The organism is Actinophytocola oryzae, from assembly GCF_004364325.1.
Lineage (GTDB): Bacteria > Actinomycetota > Actinomycetes > Mycobacteriales > Pseudonocardiaceae > Actinophytocola > Actinophytocola oryzae.
The window spans coordinates 788,050-803,749 of the sequence record NZ_SOCP01000002.1; the positions used below are offsets into that span (position 1 = coordinate 788,050).

16 protein-coding genes are annotated in these 15,700 nt (G+C 71.4%); 9 read left to right on the top strand and 7 right to left on the bottom strand.

Annotation, left to right across the window (positions count from 1 at the left end; genetic code table 11):
* Positions 1-33: 33 nt before the first annotated feature.
* A complete protein-coding gene (locus CLV71_RS07200; RefSeq protein WP_133901801.1) occupies positions 34-1,488 on the bottom strand; it encodes a phospholipase D-like domain-containing protein in 1,455 nt (484 codons plus the stop codon).
* 86 nt (positions 1,489-1,574) lie between these two features.
* Here CLV71_RS07200 and CLV71_RS07205 point away from each other — a divergent pair, with 86 nt between their 5' ends.
* Positions 1,575-2,201, top strand: coding sequence for an LUD domain-containing protein (locus tag CLV71_RS07205; RefSeq protein WP_133901802.1), 627 nt, complete (start codon positions 1,575-1,577; stop codon positions 2,199-2,201).
* 3 nt (positions 2,202-2,204) lie between these two features.
* Here CLV71_RS07205 and CLV71_RS07210 read toward each other — a convergent pair whose 3' ends face one another.
* From CLV71_RS07210 to CLV71_RS07225, 4 genes are read right to left on the bottom strand one after another with little or no spacing between them, the layout of a single operon-like run.
* Positions 2,205-3,284 (bottom strand): NlpC/P60 family protein, encoded by a 1,080-nt coding sequence (locus CLV71_RS07210; RefSeq protein ID WP_133901803.1) that lies wholly within the window; start codon positions 3,282-3,284, stop codon positions 2,205-2,207.
* A 32-nt stretch (positions 3,285-3,316) separates the two neighbouring features.
* Positions 3,317-3,799: a poly-gamma-glutamate biosynthesis protein PgsC/CapC gene (locus tag CLV71_RS07215; protein WP_243866259.1), complete on the bottom strand. Its 483-nt coding sequence runs from the start codon at positions 3,797-3,799 to the stop codon at positions 3,317-3,319.
* The gene (gene pgsB, locus CLV71_RS07220) at positions 3,796-5,163 is read right to left on the bottom strand and encodes a poly-gamma-glutamate synthase PgsB (protein ID WP_133901804.1); all 1,368 of its coding nucleotides are present in this window, start codon (positions 5,161-5,163) and stop codon (positions 3,796-3,798) included. The genes CLV71_RS07215 and pgsB overlap by 4 nt, the downstream gene beginning before the upstream one ends.
* Complete coding sequence (locus CLV71_RS07225) at positions 5,163-7,433, bottom strand: cache domain-containing protein (protein ID WP_133901805.1); 2,271 nt, start codon at positions 7,431-7,433, stop codon at positions 5,163-5,165. Before CLV71_RS07225 ends, pgsB begins: the two co-directional genes overlap by 1 nt.
* A gap of 184 nt (positions 7,434-7,617) precedes the next feature.
* Between CLV71_RS07225 and CLV71_RS07230 the strand changes: the two genes are divergently transcribed.
* From CLV71_RS07230 to CLV71_RS07250, 5 genes are all read left to right on the top strand, one after another.
* The gene (locus CLV71_RS07230) at positions 7,618-8,535 is read left to right on the top strand and encodes a hypothetical protein (protein ID WP_208297422.1); all 918 of its coding nucleotides are present in this window, start codon (positions 7,618-7,620) and stop codon (positions 8,533-8,535) included.
* A 16-nt stretch (positions 8,536-8,551) separates the two neighbouring features.
* Positions 8,552-9,265: a PIG-L deacetylase family protein gene (locus CLV71_RS07235; RefSeq protein ID WP_133901806.1), complete on the top strand. Its 714-nt coding sequence runs from the start codon at positions 8,552-8,554 to the stop codon at positions 9,263-9,265.
* Positions 9,266-9,339: 74 nt separating this feature from the next.
* Positions 9,340-9,867, top strand: a complete 528-nt coding sequence (locus CLV71_RS07240) for a winged helix-turn-helix transcriptional regulator (RefSeq protein ID WP_133901807.1) — start codon at positions 9,340-9,342, stop codon at positions 9,865-9,867.
* A gap of 11 nt (positions 9,868-9,878) precedes the next feature.
* Complete coding sequence (locus CLV71_RS07245) at positions 9,879-10,646, top strand: SDR family oxidoreductase (RefSeq protein ID WP_133901808.1); 768 nt, start codon at positions 9,879-9,881, stop codon at positions 10,644-10,646.
* 77 nt (positions 10,647-10,723) lie between these two features.
* Positions 10,724-11,152 carry a cytochrome P450 gene (locus CLV71_RS07250; protein WP_243866260.1) on the top strand — a complete coding sequence of 143 codons (429 nt, stop codon included), beginning with the start codon at positions 10,724-10,726 and terminating at the stop codon, positions 11,150-11,152.
* Between the two features lie 6 nt (positions 11,153-11,158).
* Here the strand turns inward: CLV71_RS07250 and CLV71_RS07255 are convergent, their stop codons facing one another.
* Entirely contained in the window at positions 11,159-12,085 is a 927-nt protein-coding gene (locus CLV71_RS07255; protein ID WP_133901810.1) for an extracellular catalytic domain type 1 short-chain-length polyhydroxyalkanoate depolymerase, read from the bottom strand.
* Positions 12,086-12,209: 124 nt separating this feature from the next.
* Between CLV71_RS07255 and CLV71_RS07260 the strand changes: the two genes are divergently transcribed.
* Both CLV71_RS07260 and CLV71_RS07265 read left to right on the top strand, forming a co-directional pair.
* Positions 12,210-12,407: a DUF3103 family protein gene (locus CLV71_RS07260; protein ID WP_208297423.1), complete on the top strand. Its 198-nt coding sequence runs from the start codon at positions 12,210-12,212 to the stop codon at positions 12,405-12,407.
* An 11-nt stretch (positions 12,408-12,418) separates the two neighbouring features.
* The gene (locus CLV71_RS07265) at positions 12,419-12,601 is read left to right on the top strand and encodes a DUF3103 family protein (RefSeq protein ID WP_208297424.1); all 183 of its coding nucleotides are present in this window, start codon (positions 12,419-12,421) and stop codon (positions 12,599-12,601) included.
* A gap of 4 nt (positions 12,602-12,605) precedes the next feature.
* Here the strand turns inward: CLV71_RS07265 and CLV71_RS07270 are convergent, their stop codons facing one another.
* On the bottom strand, positions 12,606-14,156 hold the full coding sequence (locus tag CLV71_RS07270) for a putative glycoside hydrolase (RefSeq protein WP_243866261.1): 1,551 nt from the start codon (positions 14,154-14,156) through the stop codon (positions 12,606-12,608).
* A gap of 395 nt (positions 14,157-14,551) precedes the next feature.
* On the opposite strand from CLV71_RS07270, the gene CLV71_RS07275 reads away from it, so the two are divergent.
* Complete coding sequence (locus tag CLV71_RS07275; RefSeq protein WP_243866262.1) at positions 14,552-15,694, top strand: 4-hydroxybenzoate 3-monooxygenase; 1,143 nt, start codon at positions 14,552-14,554, stop codon at positions 15,692-15,694.
* Positions 15,695-15,700 lie beyond the last annotated feature (6 nt).

Genomic DNA, 15,700 nt, shown 5'->3' on the forward strand with positions numbered 1-15,700 from the left:
TACAGGCGCGATTAACTCGATCGAGTTAAGAACCTATCCGTCGACCAGCAGCCCGCGCAGTGGTCCCTGCAGCCGGCCCGCCCGCCGGGACACGCCGGGAAGCAGCGTCAACCGGTGGGTGCGGGGCTCGCCGCGCCGGTCGAGGGCGGCCTGTTCCTCCGCGATCGGGCGCCACAGTCCGTCCACGATGTCCGTCGGGTCGCCGTCGAGCTCGGCGGCGGGCGTACGCAGGTGCTCCGACCACAGGCGCTGCCGCGTGGCACGGATCAGGGCGCGGTCGTCGGTCGCCACGTTGACCTCGGTGTCGTTGAACAGCGAGTGCTCGTTGAGGTTGGCCGAGCCGATCGTCATCCACTCGTCGTCCACGATGCCGAGCTTGGCGTGCACGTACACCGGCGCCGACTCGTCGCCGTCGTGGGTGCTGACCGTCGTCGCGACCAGCCGGTTCTTGCCGTCGTCCGCGTCGAGCAGGCGGCCGAGCTGGCCCCGGGTGGTGTCCGCGCCGTTGCTCGGCTTGCGTGGCAGCAGCAGGACCATGCGGAACCGGTCGTCCGGCGGGTCGCACAGCTTGTCGATCAGCAGCTCGGCGATCTCCGGCGACCACAGGAACTGGTTCTCCAGGTAGACCAGCCGCCGCGCGGACCGCAGCGCGCGCAGGTAGGCGTCGAGGATGGTGAACTCGCCCTTCGGTGCGAAGCCGTAGGTCTTGTCCGGCACCGTCCGCAGGAACTGCACCCTCGTGTCGCCCGCCTTCGCCTGCTGCGGGGGCTCGGGCAGGTCCTCACCGGCGACCTCGCTCCAGCGGTGGGCGAAGTGCCCGGCGACGTCCGCGACCACCGGGCCGCGCAGCCTGGTCATGAGGTCGTGCCAGCCGATCGGCCGGTTCGGCGGGTGCTCGGAGCTGTCGTGCCGGTCACCCTCCAGCGCGGTGAAGTCCAAGCCGCCGACGAACGCCACCTCGTCGTCGACGATCACCAGCTTCTCGTGGTGGCAGTGCATGGTGCGTTCCCGCGCGTCGAGCACGCACCGCACGCCCGTGTTCTCCGTGAACTTCTTCTGCTGCGCCTTCACCAGCCCCCGGGTGGGCTGGAACGCGGGCATCGGCGGCCCGGCCCACAGCAGCAGCCGCACGTCGACACCGCGTTGCGCGGTCACCGCGAGCAGGTCCCGCAGCGTCGGCGCGTCGGGCTCCCTCGTCAGCCGGAAGTCCGGGCTCGCGTGCCAGTTCGCGATGTGCACGTGGGAGCGTGCGTTCCGGATGGCCTCCTGGATCGTGGGCAGGGCCTCCTCGCCGTCGACCAGGACCTTCAGCTCGTTGCCCTCCCGCACCGGCCCGCGCCCGCCGAACCGGTCCTCGGTCCCGGTGGTGAGCACGTCACCCCACCCCAGCTGCCGCAGCCTGCGCACGTGGTGTGTGCGCAGGACGTGCTCGATGCCGTCCCCGATGCGTTCGTCCGTCTTGTCCAGCAAGGTGCGAAAAGGGCTCACACCCTCCATGGCACTACAGATCGGGCCGGTTCGCTCAACGGAGGGGCTCGACCTGACATCCCGCGAGGTCACGTCGTCGTACTGGCATGACCATCCGGACATCGACCTCGTTCACCAGCCCGGCGTCCGCACCGCGCCTCGAGCGGACGGCGGACGCGCTGGCCGCGAACGGGTTCACCGTCGAGATCCTCGACGACGCCGAGGCGGCACGCACCCGCGTCCGCGACCTGATCCCCGTCGGTGCGGGCGTGTTCACCTCGGCCAGCGAGACGCTGCGCCTGTCGGGCATCGAGGAGGACATCAACGCGAGCGGCCGGTACCAGGCGCTCAGGCCCCGGCTCCTCGCCATGGACCGCGTCGCCGCCGCCGACGACATCCGGCGGCTGCTCGCCGGTCCGGACGTCGTCGTCGGCAGCGTCGCGGCGGTCACGGAGACCGGTTCGCTCGTGGTCGCGTCGGCCAGCGGGAGCCAGCTGCCCGCCTACGCCGGTGGCGCGGGCCAGGCGATCTGGGTCGTGGGAGCGCAGAAGGTCGTGCCCGACCTGGACAGCGCACTGCGCCGCGTCCACGAGCACGCCCTCCCACTGGAGTCTGCCCGCGCCCAGGTGGCCTACGGGCAGCCCAGTGCCGTCAACCGGCTCCTCGTCCTCAACGCGGAACCCCGTCCCGGGTCCCGCACGGTACTGCTGCTCCGCGAGGCCGTCGGGTTCTGAGACTCAGATGCGTCGTGCGGCGCGCCAGGCCTTCGAGTACATGCCGCCGTCGTCGAGCAGTGACGTGCCGCCGAGGTCGCCGAACGTCGGGCCGTTGGCCCGCTCCCTGCTCGACATGAACCGGTAGTGGCCGGCCGAGTCGACGCCGACGAACACGCCGACGTGGTCCAGCTCGTCCACGCTGCCCTCGACCTCGAAGAACACCAGGTCGCCCGGCTGCAGGGCGTTGTAGTCGGTGACCCGGGTGCCCTTGTTGGGGATCAGCGCCACGCCGGGGCCGTTCTGGGCGATGGCCCACGCACGCCTGGGCAGGCCGGGGCCCGGGTCGTTGCTGCCGAGCAGCGGGTAGCCGAGCCGGAAGCCGTAGACCATCCGCACGAAGCCCGAACAGTCGAGCGCGCCCCGGTGCTCCGGCTTGGGCTCCTTCCTGCCCGAGTCGGGGAACCGGTAGGGAATGCCGAGGTAGTCGAGGAAGTCGGACTGCTCGAGCCGCGCGTAGCCCGCCGGTTCCACCGGGCCGAAGATCGCGTCGCCCCGGAACTGCAGACCCTCGGGGTTGGTCTCGTCGGCGGCGCCGTCGAAGTACTGCATCGCGGTGTCGAACACGTCGGGACTCGTGTCCTTCATGGCCGCGTCGAACCACGGCCCGAACCACGCGGCCTTCTCCGCGCCGGGCGCCCACGGCTCCGGCGCCAGCCGGACCCACGTCGTCGAGGTGACCGTGGCGTCGGTGAACCGCGCGTCGGCGAACGTCCTCGACGGGCCGGTCAGCGCCACTGTCCTGGCGCCGTCGGTGAACGTGGCGAGCACCGTGCCCGCCTGGTCCCGCACCACGGTCCGACCGGGGTTGTCGAGCCGGTCGAAGCGCGGGCCCGCGGCCGGTGCCTGCCCGGCGCCCGCCGCCTGGATCGCCACCGCGGTCGCGGGCGGTGCGCTCGTGGCGTCGCCGCTCGCCTGCTGGCGGGCGAACTGCACGACGCCGAACCCGCTCAGCCCGATCACCGCGAGCACCACACACGTCCGCAGCGCCTTCGAGGAGCCCTGCCTGCCGGATTCTTCGGTCCTCTGGTCAGTGCGTGCCATGCCCTGAGGCACGTCCACGCGGGACGGTTGGTTCACACCGCGGGCACCAGCCCGATGAGCACCCCGCTGGCCAGCACGCCGTAGCTGGCGAAGCTGACCGTGCCGGTGGCGAGCAACGTCGACACCGGCGGCTGCCGCACGAGCTGGTAGGCGATCAGCCCCGGCACGACGAAGCCGAGCGTCTGGTGGGCGAACACCAGCGGGTAGTCCCGCTGGATCAGCAGGAACAGCGTGCTCTGGAACAGCACGCCGGTGAGCACGACCGCGGCGAACAGCCGCTTGCCGTAGAGGATCACCGCCCGCTGCAGCAGTTTCGTCGCGCCGAAGGTGAGCGCGGTCATCAGCACCACGATGGCCGCGCGCCGGTAGTCCTCGACGAGGGTCAGCGCTACCCAGCCGGGCGTGATCATCCCGCCGGGGGACAGGTTGGTGGTCAGATAGCACATCAGCGAGAACAGCAACCCGATCGCCAACCCGAGGGTCGCCACCTCGGGAGGCAGGCCGTAGTCGATCACTGCTCACGCCGGCTTCGGATGCGGGGCAACGGTTGTGTCACCCACGCGCTCTGTTGCTGCGGCCTTCTGACCGGCACGTGCCCGTCGGGGACATGTCCTTCCGGGGCGGGCCGGGACCGGGGATAGGGGGTCGGCCGGGGCGCCTCCCGGTCGAGTGGCTTGTCGCGTGGTTCCCGGACGGCGGCGGCGGGGGCGGGGGTCAGCGTCTCCAGCTCTTCCAACAACAGCTCGCCCTGGCCGTGGATGTTGCCGATGGCGATGAGAGAGGCCTGCTCGTCGATGCCGTCCACGATCTCGTCGACCAGTTCCCGCGCTTCTCGCGCGCCGCCGAGGTCCACGATCGTGTCGTGCCACCGCTGCGGGATGGCGACCTTCGCGCTGCGGGTCGGGGTGCCGATCAGCACGACCCGCTCCGGCTCGAGGTCGGCGACGAGCGCGCCCATCTGGGCGTTGCGCTCCATCCGGTCCGGCCGGCAGTTGATGACCAGGTGCAGTGGTCTCCTGACTCCCCCCGAGCCGAGCAGGCGCTGCACGTTCATCAGCGTCGACTGGGGGTCGTTGGCCGCGAACACGTTCGCGACACGCACCAGCTTGCCGTCCACCTGGTACCGCTTCACCTCCAGCACACCGGGGTCCGGCGGCGCGGACCACATGCCCGCCAGCGCCGAGGACCGGTTGACCCCGAGCAGTTCCGCGACCACGAGCGCGATCGCGACGTTCTCCTTGAACGTGATCCAGCTGAACTCGGCCATCTCCTCGTCGGTGACCGACTCGGGGTCCACGACCAGCAGCGCGCAGTCGCGGCGCGCGGCCTCGCGTTTGAGCAGTGGCAACCGTTCCTGCTCCGCGGTGACGCACACCCCGCCGACCGGCATGGTCCTGGACAGCGACCTGGCGACGTCGTCGAGTGTCGGGCCCATCTCGGTGAGGTGGTCCTCGCGGACGTTGCACAGCACGCCGATGTTCGAGCGGATGAGCTTGTCCTGGCTGATCCCCTGCAGGTCCGGCATGACCGCCATGCACTCGATGACCAGCGCGTCCGGCCGGTACGCCGAAGCCCGCCGGACGATGCCGACCTGCTCGATCACGTTCGCGATGCCGAACTTGCGGTAGACGGGCTCCTCGCTGGCGTCCGGGTGGATGAACCTGGCCGCGGTGCCGGTCGTCTTCGCGACGGTGACGAGCCCACCGCCCCGCAGGGCACCGGCGCACAGCCGGGTGATCGAGCTCTTGCCGCGAATGCCGTTGATCATGATGCGGTTGGGGATCCGGTTCAGGTTGGCGTTGTGGCGGCGTTGTTCGACGAGGCCGCCGAGCAGCATCACGACGCTGCCGCCGAGGAGCACGAAGTACAGGAAGATCATCAGCCGCCTCGCCTGGCAGGGGACGGGCTCTGGTGTGAACGGGGACGGGTGGGGGCCTGCCCCCGGCGCCGCCTCGGTGCCGGCTTGGCCGTCGACGGTGTCGCGGGCACCGCGGCGATCAGCTCGGTCGAGTCGGTCGCCGCGCCGGTGGGCCGGCGGGACCCGCCGAGCCTGCGCACCCCCTCGGTCATCGCCTGCCTGCAGATCTCCAGACAGGAGGCGATCGTGCCGATCTGGTCCTGGTGCTGCGGGTAGATGACCGAGCCGTGCCTGCCCGCGACGATCTCGTCCGCGGCCTCCGCGACCCGGCGCAGCGGCCGGATCACCAGCAGGTACTGCCAGCCGAAGAGCAGCAGCGCGAGGAGCGCGGCCACCAGCGCGGCGACCATGGCGTTGCGGCGCAGCTCGTTGTCGGGCAGCGCGAGGTCGGTGACCGGCTGCTCGGCGACGACCGTCCAGCCCAGCTTGCCGCTCACCCCGCCACGCAGGCGGGCCGACACGACGACCGCGCGGCTGCCCGTGCCCTCCTGGGTCCTGGCGACCGGGTCGCCCTTGCCCGCCTCGATGGCGCTGTCCCGCAGCTCCGCGCCCAGGTCGGCGAAGGCGATGAAGCCGCCGGTGGACGCGATCGTGCGCAGACCGTTGTCCACCAGCTGGACCGAGCCGGGCGCCCGCGCGAGCAGCCTGCCGATGTGGTCGAGGTCGAACTCGCCGACCAGGGTCCGGCCCTTCGGCAGCGGCGCGTACGCGAACAGCACCGGCACCGGCGCGGTGCCCTGCCGCAGCAGGATGCCGGGCTGGGCGGGCAGCGGCTCGGCGGCACGCAGCGGCGGGCGGCCCACCGACGCGGTGACCTGGCCGTCCTGGTCGATGACGTACACGCCGCGGTAGCGCGACTGTCCGGCGAACAGCCCGTCGAGCCGCGACCGCACGTCGGTGCCGTCGTCGCCGGTGAGCGCGGCGAAGGACGTCAGGTCGGCGAGCCCGTCGTTGAGGCTGCGCCGCAGTGCCTCGGTCGCCGCCGTCGTCTGGTTGCGGGCGCTGGCGACCACCGCGTCCGGCACGGCGACCTCCCCGCTGCCGACGGTCAGCAGCACGCCGACCGACCAGGCGAACACGGCACCGGTGGTGAGCCCGAGCGCGACGACCGTGCCCATGCCCTTGCGGCGTGGTTTCTCCAGCCGTTCCGGCGTGCCGCCCAGCTCCGAGCGGCAGTGCTCGAACGCGGCGGCGATCCGGTCCACCTCCCGGGTCCTCGCCCGCCGCAGGCGCGTCGTCATCAGCTTGCCGCCCGCGATGGCCAGCGCGTCGGCACGCAGCCGCCGGGTCGGGTTGACCAGCACCCGCCGGATGAGCAGGAAACCGAACAGCGCCACCCCGACGAGCGCGACCGCGGGCACGACGCCGTTGCCGCCCGGCCCCGCCGGGACGACCGGGGCGTGCACCACCGACACCACGGCGAGACCGAGCGTGCCGTTCACCCGCGAGGACGACACCGGCGTGTACACGACGGTCGGCTGCTCGGTGCGGCCCTTCGGTCCGGTGACCGCCCTGCCGGTCAGGCTGCCGTACTCGCCGTCCGCCCCCGCGGCACTGGCCAGCTCGACCAGCCGGTTGACGTCCTTGTCGGCGGTGGCTGGCGGGGTGCCGCGAGAGTCGATCACCTGGCCGGTGCTCGTGGTCAGCAGCAGCGCCTCACGCAGGTCGCCGCCGATCGTGGAGTCGGGGAGCCTGCTGCCGCGGGCGGCGACGAGCAGCTTGGCGCCCGGCAGCGGCGTGGCCACGACCACCCGCAGTGTGCCGTCGGCACCGACGACCGGGGTGACGATCGTGCTGGTCACGGTCTTCGGGACCGACTGGCCGGAGACCGGCTCACCACGGGTCGCGACGAGGGCACGCGTGGCGGCGTCGAGCACCGCGGCCCCCCGCCAGTTCCCGGTCTGCAGCAGCCTCGTCAGCAGCTCGTCCGGCGTGTCCGCGGGCACGTCCGTCACCGTCTCGAGGTCGGCGATGCCCTGGCTGGCCGAGGCGCCGATGGCCGAGCCTGCGCCCTGGACGAGCTGCTGCTGCGACTCGGTGACGGCCGGGGACACCGCGCCTGCCTCCTGCCCGTCGAGCAGTACCGCGCACAGTCCGGCGTGCAGCAGTAACAGGAGGAGCACCGTGATCGAGGGCGTGCTGACCCCGGAGGGGAAGCCGTTCTCCGGCAGCTGGTCGGTCAGTGCGTGCCCCGGCTTGGGGCGCCGCGGTCGTCTGGCTCGGACTACCATAGTTGCGCGTTTCGTCCTGATCCGTGCTCGGCCGAGGATGTCGTGACCTATACGTACGCGCGGCCCCGGAGCGTGTGCTTCGCGTTACCCGATCTTCGAATCGGGCCGGAATTTACGCCGAACGGCCTACTGCGACTGGACATTTCGGTCTAGTAGTCATCGGGGCCCTCTACACTCCGCGACGGTGAGTGGACTCCTTCGACAGCCGGTCCTGTGGCTCGCCATCGGAGCCGTGCTCGTCGCCGGCACGTCGTTCGTCGTCGGGCACGGCAACGAGCCCGCCGCGGCCCCGCGCGGCGACACCCTTTCCGCGACCGACCTCGGCACGCAGGTTCGCCGCTTCGCCGCCGGTCTCCACGACGACGCGCGCTACCGCGCGCCCAGGCAGTCCGAGCGGCGTCAGCTGCTCTCGGCCCTGCGGGCACTGGCGGCAGGCGACTCGGAGCGCGCCGAGGACGAGGCCGCCGAGCTGGGGTTCACGGTCCGGACCGGCACCGACGAGAGGACCGGCCGCAGGTACGGGCTCGCGGTCAACCCGAAGGGCGAGCGCGGGTGGGGCTGGTACCTGGTCGACCTGTCCGCGCCGGTCCGGCTGGCGGTCGAGGTGCCGCACCCCAACTTCGACCTGCACACCGAGGAGATCGGGTTGGCGCTCTACCGGGCGGTGCCCGGGTCGCTCCTGATGGTCGCGGGCACCCACCGGCGGGTCGACGACGGTGCGGGCGACGTCGCGCACCGCACCGACTCGATGTTCCACGCGGTGGCGTCCGACATCGCCGGGCGCGGCCTGCCCCAGGTCCAGCTGCACGGCTTCCACGACGACAACCTGCCGGACGTCGACGTGGTGGTCTCGCCGGGCGCGGCCGACCCCGACGACGCCGTGAGCCGGGTGGCCGACCGGATCGACGACGCCGACCTGCGCGTGTGCCGGTCCTGGCGCGGGGACTGCGGCCGCCTGGAGGGCACCACCAACGTGCAGGGCCGTGACGCGGCCAGGCAGGGCACGACGTTCGTGCACGTGGAGATCAGCCGCAGCGTCCGGGACGACCGCGACGACTGGTCCGCACTGGTCCGCGCGATGGCCGACGCCGAACTGGACTAGTCGGTACGGTCCGGGTGTGGAACATGTCGCGGAGGACTGGTCGAGTGCGCTGGCCATCGTCGCTCACCCTGACGACCTCGAGTACGGCACCGCCGCGGCGGTCGCGCGGTGGACCGGGCAGGGCAAGGCGATCGCCTACTGCCTGGCGACCAGCGGCGAGGCGGGGATCGACGGCCTCGAGCCGGAGCGGGCCGGGCCCCTGCGCGAGGCGGAGGAGCGGGCGGGCGCGGCGCTCGTCGGGGTCGACATCGTGGAGTTCCTCGGCCATCCGGACGGCGTGCTGGAGTACGGGCTGCCGTTGCGCCGGGACATCGCGCGGGCGGTCCGGCGGCACCGGCCGGACGTGGTGATCACGGGCAACTACCACGACACCTGGGGTCCGGGGATGCCCAACCAGGCCGACCACGTCGCTTTGGGTCGCGCGGTGCTCGACGGCGTGCGGGACGCGGGCAACCGCTGGGTGTTCCGGGAGCTGCTCGACGAGGGGCTCCAGCCGCACAGGGTGTCGTCGTTGCTGGTCAGCAACGTGCCGGGCGCGGAGCACGGGGTGGACGTGACCGAGTCGTTCGCGGCAGGGGTCGCGTCGCTCGAGGCGCACGCGGAGTACCTGCGTGGCCTGGGCGACCACGCGATGAGTGATCCGGGGGAGTTCCTCGAGTCACTGGCCCGCCAGGTCGGCACGGCGCTGGGCTGCACGTACGCGGTGGGTTTCGAGGTCGTCAGCGTCTGACCCGCGACAGTTCGTTCAGTGAACTGTGACACGGAACAGTTCACTGAGTGAACTACGAGGTTACCCTCGGGGGCATGTCGCTTCCCAGCACGTACGCCGACCGCAACTGCTCGCTGGCCAGGGCGCTGGAGGTGGTCGGGGAGCGGTGGACGCTCCTCGTGGTCCGCGACGCGTTCTTCGGGGTGCGCCGGTTCGGGGACTTCGCCGCCCAGCTCGGGATTCCCCGTGCCGTGCTGACGAGCAGGCTGAAGTCCCTCGTGCGGGAAGGCGTGCTCACACGTGACGAGCTCGCGGGCGGAAGCGTCGAGTACCGCCTGACGGACAAGGGCATCGAGCTGTGGCCGATCGTGCGTGCCCTGATGAACTGGGGCGACGCGCACTACTCGCCCGCCGGGGCGCGGCGCGCCATGCGCCACGACGAGGACGGCGCTCCGCTCGACGGCGAGGGACGCTGCCGGGACTGCGACGTGGTCGTCCCGGTCCAGGAGATCCGGACCGAGCCGGGCCCCGGGTTCGAGCCGCCGAGGTCCGCTCCCGATCCCGTGTCGGGCGCGATGAACAGCCCTCGGCGACTTCTCGAACCGATCACGACTCGCGAATGAGGAGAACCACCATGTCTTCCGTGCTCATCACCGGTGCGTCCAGGGGAATCGGCCGGGCCGTCGCCGTCGAGCTGGCGGGCCGAGGCCACCGGGTGATCGCCACGGCACGCCGACCGGAGACCCTCGCGGACCTCGACGTCGACCAGCGCCTGCGCCTCGACGTCACCGACCAGCAGAGCGTCGACCGGGCCGTCGGAGAGGCCGGCGAGATCGACGTACTGGTCAGCAACGCGGGCGAGACCGTGCGTGCGCCACTGGAGAGCGTGCCGCTGGCCGAGGTCGAACGGCTCTTCCAGCTCAACACCCTGGGTGCGCTGCGGGTGGCGCAGGGCGTGCTCCCCGCGATGCGTGAACGAGGAGCGGGCCGCCTCGTGTTCGTCTCCAGCACCCAGGGGCGCATGGTGCTGCCGATGATCGGCCCCTACGGCGCGAGCAAGTGGGCGCTGGAGGCGCTTGCCGAGACGCTCGCCATCGAGACGGGTCACTTCGGCATCAGCGTGAGCGTCGTGCAGCCCGGCGCGGTCTCCTCCGGTGGCGGAGAGCGTGCCAGGGTCTTCCTCGAGGACGACGATCCCTACGCCCCGCTGTACGCGGAACTCGGGGTGCTGCGCGGTGAGGCCGTCAGTCCGGAAGTGGTCGCCGCCGCGGTGGCCGACACGATCGAGCTGCCCGACCCGCCGCTGCGGATACCGGTCGGCGCACCCGCCGAACGTGCTCTGTCGGCGCGCAAGGAGGCCCCGGAGAGCGAGCCGTTCCTCATGGCCGAGATCAACTGGTAGTTCCGACATTCGAGCTGCAGCGCCGAACTGCCTTGTTTTCCGCACGGGGTAAGGAGAACTCTCGAAGCCGCGAGCTGGTGCCCGAGCTGCGGCGCGTGCAGGAGGACCCGACGCTGATCCCGCACCTGGTGAACGAGTCGTTGCGGTGGGCCTCACCGGTCAAGCACTTCATGCGGCAGGCCGCCGAGGACTACGTGCTGCGGGGACAGCGGATCCGCGCGGGCGACCGGATGATGCTGCTGTTCCAGTCGGCCAACCGCGACGCCGACGTGTTCGACGACCCCGACAGCTTCCGCGTCGACCGGCAGCCCGACCGGCACGTCGCCTTCGGTCACGGCGTGCACGTGTGCATCGGGCAGTACCTGGCCAAACAGGAGATGCGCCTGCTGTTCGAGGAGCTGCTGCCCAGGATCGAGTCGATCGAGATCACCGGGGAACGGAAGGTGGTGCTCTCCAACTTCGTCGGCGGCCCGAAGAACCTGCCCGTACGGCTGGTCCTGCGGTGAGCGCCCTCAACCCGTTGTGAGGCCGAAGAACTCGACGGCGTGGGCGGCCATCCCCCCGGTCGGCAGGTTGTGCACGCCACCGGCGACGGTGATGGCCTCGACCTTTCCCGCGCCGCAGTCGTAGCCGAAGTGTTCCCGTGTCCAGCCTGGCGCGGGGCTGTCGGTCGCGGTGGGGGAGGGACTGAGTCCGTGTAGATCGGTCCACTGGTCGACCTGTTCCCGCAGCAGGGAGTAGGCGATCAGGGTGTCGTCCGTGCCGTGCCAGAGTTGGACGCGTGGCCACGGGCCGGCGTGGTCCGGGTTCGTCGCGCGGGCCAGATCGCCCCATTCACGCGGCGACTTGTCGACGGTGCCGGTGAAGCACGGGCGGGACGGGTCGAAGTCGGCCTCGTTCGGGAAGCAGGCGAACGGGATGCCCATGAACGCCGCGCCCGCGGCGAAGACGTCCGGGTGGAGCACGAGCAGGGCGGTGGTCTCCATGCCGCCGGACGAGCCGCCGGTGGCGAAGACCCGCCGTGGGTCGGCGTGGTGGCGCGCCCTCACGTAGTCGACCATCGACACGATGGAGTCCGGATCGCTGCCGCCGTCACGGCTTCTGGCCGCGTCGGACCAGACGTCGAAGCAGTTGTCGTGCTCGGACGCCGACGGGTACACGACGACGAAGCCGTACCGGTCGGCGAGCGACGCGAACTCGCTCGACTGGTAGTAGCCCGGCCCGGAGCCGGTGCAGCCGTGCATCGCCACCACGACCGCCGGTTCGGGCCGGACGGAGTCGGGCACGTACAGGTGCATGCGCAGGTTGCCGGGGTTGTCGCCGAAGTCCGTCACCTCGACCAGCGCCGCGGCCGACGCCACCTGCCGGAGGGGCACGTCGGCGGCGACGAGCGCCAGCGTGCTGGCGATGGTGACGAACACCGCCGCGGTTCGAGTCATCGTGGCCTCCCGGTGCGAGGCTAGCGCCGCCCGCGCCGGATGGCTGGCAACTGTTACTCGTTGACGACCTGTACGGCCCGTCGCCCAGGTTTGTTCCCGACGGGCCGCTCGCCGACCCACGACCGTGACCGCGTACGACACCGACGGCAGCCAGGTGCTCCTCGACGCGACGCGTGTCCCGACCCGTCCCGTGCTGGTCGTCGACGTCTACACGGAGAAGGCGTTGCCGCTCGGCCTCGAGATCATCGACACAACCCGCCCACTTCTCGGCCCACAAGTACAACCTGGCCGCCTTCGTCATGACTCGTCGACGCGCTGCTGACCATTGTGGACGTGGCCGTGTACGTGCCGATCGTCGATGCCGTCCTCGGCGCCCTACCGTCCTCGTGGTGGACCGACGACCCCGACTACGTCGACAGCGGGTACACCCTGTCCACCACCAGCACCGGCCGTGTCAACGGCGCCGCGGCGAACGGCTGGCTGGACCTGGCGCCCTACTGGGTGGAGCAGCTGTAGGGGACTACCCGGCGGGCGGTACGGCGGCGGGATCGTAGTGGCAGGCGGCGTCCCACAACAGGAACGAGTTCGTCCCGCTGTCGGCCGCAGCCCTGATCTGGGTCTGCACCTCGGCGGGGCCGTAGGTCCTCCTGAGACTGAACGCCTGCAGCCACGGGACCACCTCCGCGCCGGTGCCGCGCATCTGCTCGGTGAACGCCGCGACGGACCTGGCCACGATGTCGTACGGCTGGGCCTCCGGCTGCGCGACGCCGTACTCGCCCGGTCCCCAGTGCGACGGGTACACCATCGGCGCGATGTAGTCCGCGTTCGCGGCCATGGCCGGGATGTCCTGTGCGATGGCCGTCGGGCGCGACGCGGCGATGCCGAACACGGAGGCGCCGAGGAACGCGCCGTGGGCACGCACCGCGGTGCGGCTGCGTCCGAGGAAGTCCGCGATCGCCTGTTCCGGCGTGCCGACCAGCCCCGGTATCCGCATCTGCGTCAGCGCACCCTCGGGCCTGCGCACGTAGTCGTACAGGATGTCGTCGAAGCCGAGCTTCGCCGCCTCCGTCGCCAGCGCGATGTTGTAGCCGATGACCTCCTCGTTCGCGAAGTTCGTGAACGCGAAGTCGCCGTAGGAACCCGCCCACGGCCTGCCGTCGCCGGTCTGCAGGACGCGGTCGGTTCTGCCCGCGCGCCAGGACGCCTGCGCGAGGATGGGGTCCCGGAAGGCCACGAGCCTGCCCACCACCCGGACTCCGGCCGCGTGCAGCTCGTCCGTGACCGCCTTCACGTCGTAGTGGCCCCGGGTCGCGCCGATCTCCCTGGCGAGCGGCACCTGCGAGTCGTACCCGATCTCGCCGTTCTCGTCCTTGATGTCGAGCTGGACGGTGTCGATGCGGTGCTCGGCGACCATCCGCAGCACCGGGTCACGCAGTGCGGCCGACGTCCAGCCGAGCGCGGACATGTGGACGGCGCGCATACCGGGGTGGCGGGTCTGCACCGTGTACTCCGACGCGGTGGAGTTGCCTGCCGCGTCCCGCGCGACGACCAGGACACTCGTTGGCACGGAAGGAAGTTCCACGTTGAAGGCATCACCCGAAAGGTGTGCCGGAGTGTGGTCGACGGTCACGACCGAGGCGCCCTTCGCCTGCCCGCGCAGGGTGAACCTGCCACGCAGGTCGGTCACCTCGGTGTCGTCGACGCTCAGCCGCGGCGGGGTTCCGTCGACCGTGACCGTGCGGGTGACCTCGTTGTCCGGGAGCATCGTGCGGGCGCGTCGGGCGGTCACCGTGTGGGTGCCGTCGTAGACGTCGGGTGAGGCGAGCACGAGCCGGTCACCGGTTCGGCGGACCTCGACGGTGTGTCCGTCGAGGAGCACCTCGACATCGTCGACGTTGCCCGTGACGGCCAGGTCGGCCAGCCGCTCCGGTGTGACCGTCGCCCCCTCGGCCATCCCGGTGATGGCGAACCTCGCCGACAGACTCTGCAGTCCCAGCGGCACCACCACCGCCAGCGCCACCACGCCGGCACACGCCAGCGCCATCGTTCTTCCCCGCTGCCTCCAGCCCACGACGCCGAACTCCTCCCGCTTCCGCGCACCAGCCAGCGGGGTGGGTATGCCCGTGCCGTGCAGAGCCAACCAATATTCACCCGATCGAGTCTTTCGTTGCGGCAGAAGAGAAGCCGGGCAGACGGTCGGGTCGTGTCCACTGTACTGAGTCGGGCCGGCGCGACCGCACGGTCCACATCGGACCGGGTGGCCGGGTGTCGACGTTTCGCGGCGCCGACATGGCGATATCGCCTTGAAGTGAGGACTTCCTCCCGAACGGGTGAATGTGGACAGAACGGTGTGTCATGGCTGTCTCGGCCGACCCGCTGCCATCTAGGGTCGCGGACCGACAGATCGGGACGAGTACGGATACTCGACGACAGGAGGAGGGAGAGCTGACCGACCAGGTGCGTGTGGTGATCGTGGGAGCCGGCCCGGCGGGGCTGGTGCTCGGCAACATCCTGCGAGCACGCGGAGTGGACACGCTCGTACTCGAGCGGAACAGCAGGGAGTACGTGCAGAACAGGGCCAGGGCGGGTTTTCTCGGCGTGCACAGCGTCCGGGTGCTGACCGAACACGGGCTCGCCGGCGGGCTGCTCCGGGCGGGCCGGTCGCACGGCACGTGCGTCTTCCGCACCGGCGAGGGCGAGCTGACGCTGTACTACGGCCAGCTCGGCCGGGGCGAGTCCCACGTCGTCTACCCCCAGCAGGACCTCGTGACCGACCTCGTCGCGAGCTACCTCGACCGGGGTGGCGAGCTGCGGTTCGGGGTGGCCGTCACCGACGTCGACCCCGCGACCGGGACCGTCCGGTACCGCGACTCGTTCGGCGCCGGTGAGGTCACCGGGCGGTTCGTCGCGGGCTGCGACGGCGGGCACGGTGTCACCCGGCAGGCCGTGCCGGGCAGGCCCGCGACCCGCGACCACGGTGTGTCCTGGCTCGCCGTGCTCGCGGCGGCCCCGCAGAGCATGGCGGCGGTCACCTACGCCCTGCACGACCGCGGTTTCGCGGGCCACATGGCGCGCGGCCCGCAGGTCACCCGCTACTACCTGCAGGTCCAGGCCGACGACGAGCCCTCGGCCTGGACCGAAGAACGGATCTGGACCGCGCTCGGCGAGCGGATGCGCGTCGGCGAGTACTGGCCGCTGCGGACGGGACCGGTCACCGAACGCCGGATCGTCCACCTGCGGTCGGCGGTCGCCTCCCGGCTCCAGCACGGCAGGCTGTTCCTCGCCGGTGACGCGGCCAGCCTGATCAGCCCGTCCGCCGCCAAGGGCGCCAACCTGGCGATCATGGCCGCAGAGGTGCTGGCCCGGGGGATCACCGACGTCCTCACCCGCGACGACGAGCGCGTGCTCGCCGCCTACTCACGCACCTGCCTGCCCCGCATCTGGCGGGCGCAGGAGTTCTCGCACTGGATGATCGAGCTGCTGCACGCCCCGGCGGGAGACGACCCGGACATCGGGTTCCGGCGCTCACTGCGCCGCGCCCGGCTCGACAGCCTGCGTGACTCCCGTGCCCACCAGGACTTCTTCGCCGAGAACTACGTGGGCATCTGACCCATG

What these genes read in the sequence shown, in the direction of transcription:
- CLV71_RS07225 (WP_133901805.1), bottom strand. Translation starts at nt 7,433, where the DNA reads ATGGTAGTCCGAGCCAGACGACCGCGGCGCCCCAAGCCGGGGCACGCA.
- CLV71_RS07210 (WP_133901803.1), bottom strand. Translation starts at nt 3,284, where the DNA reads ATGGCACGCACTGACCAGAGGACCGAAGAATCCGGCAGGCAGGGCTCC.
- pgsB (WP_133901804.1), bottom strand. Translation starts at nt 5,163, where the DNA reads ATGATCTTCCTGTACTTCGTGCTCCTCGGCGGCAGCGTCGTGATGCTG.
- CLV71_RS07240 (WP_133901807.1), top strand. Translation starts at nt 9,340, where the DNA reads ATGTCGCTTCCCAGCACGTACGCCGACCGCAACTGCTCGCTGGCCAGG.
- CLV71_RS07245 (WP_133901808.1), top strand. Translation starts at nt 9,879, where the DNA reads ATGTCTTCCGTGCTCATCACCGGTGCGTCCAGGGGAATCGGCCGGGCC.
- CLV71_RS07205 (WP_133901802.1), top strand. Translation starts at nt 1,575, where the DNA reads ATGACCATCCGGACATCGACCTCGTTCACCAGCCCGGCGTCCGCACCG.
- CLV71_RS07255 (WP_133901810.1), bottom strand. Translation starts at nt 12,085, where the DNA reads ATGACTCGAACCGCGGCGGTGTTCGTCACCATCGCCAGCACGCTGGCG.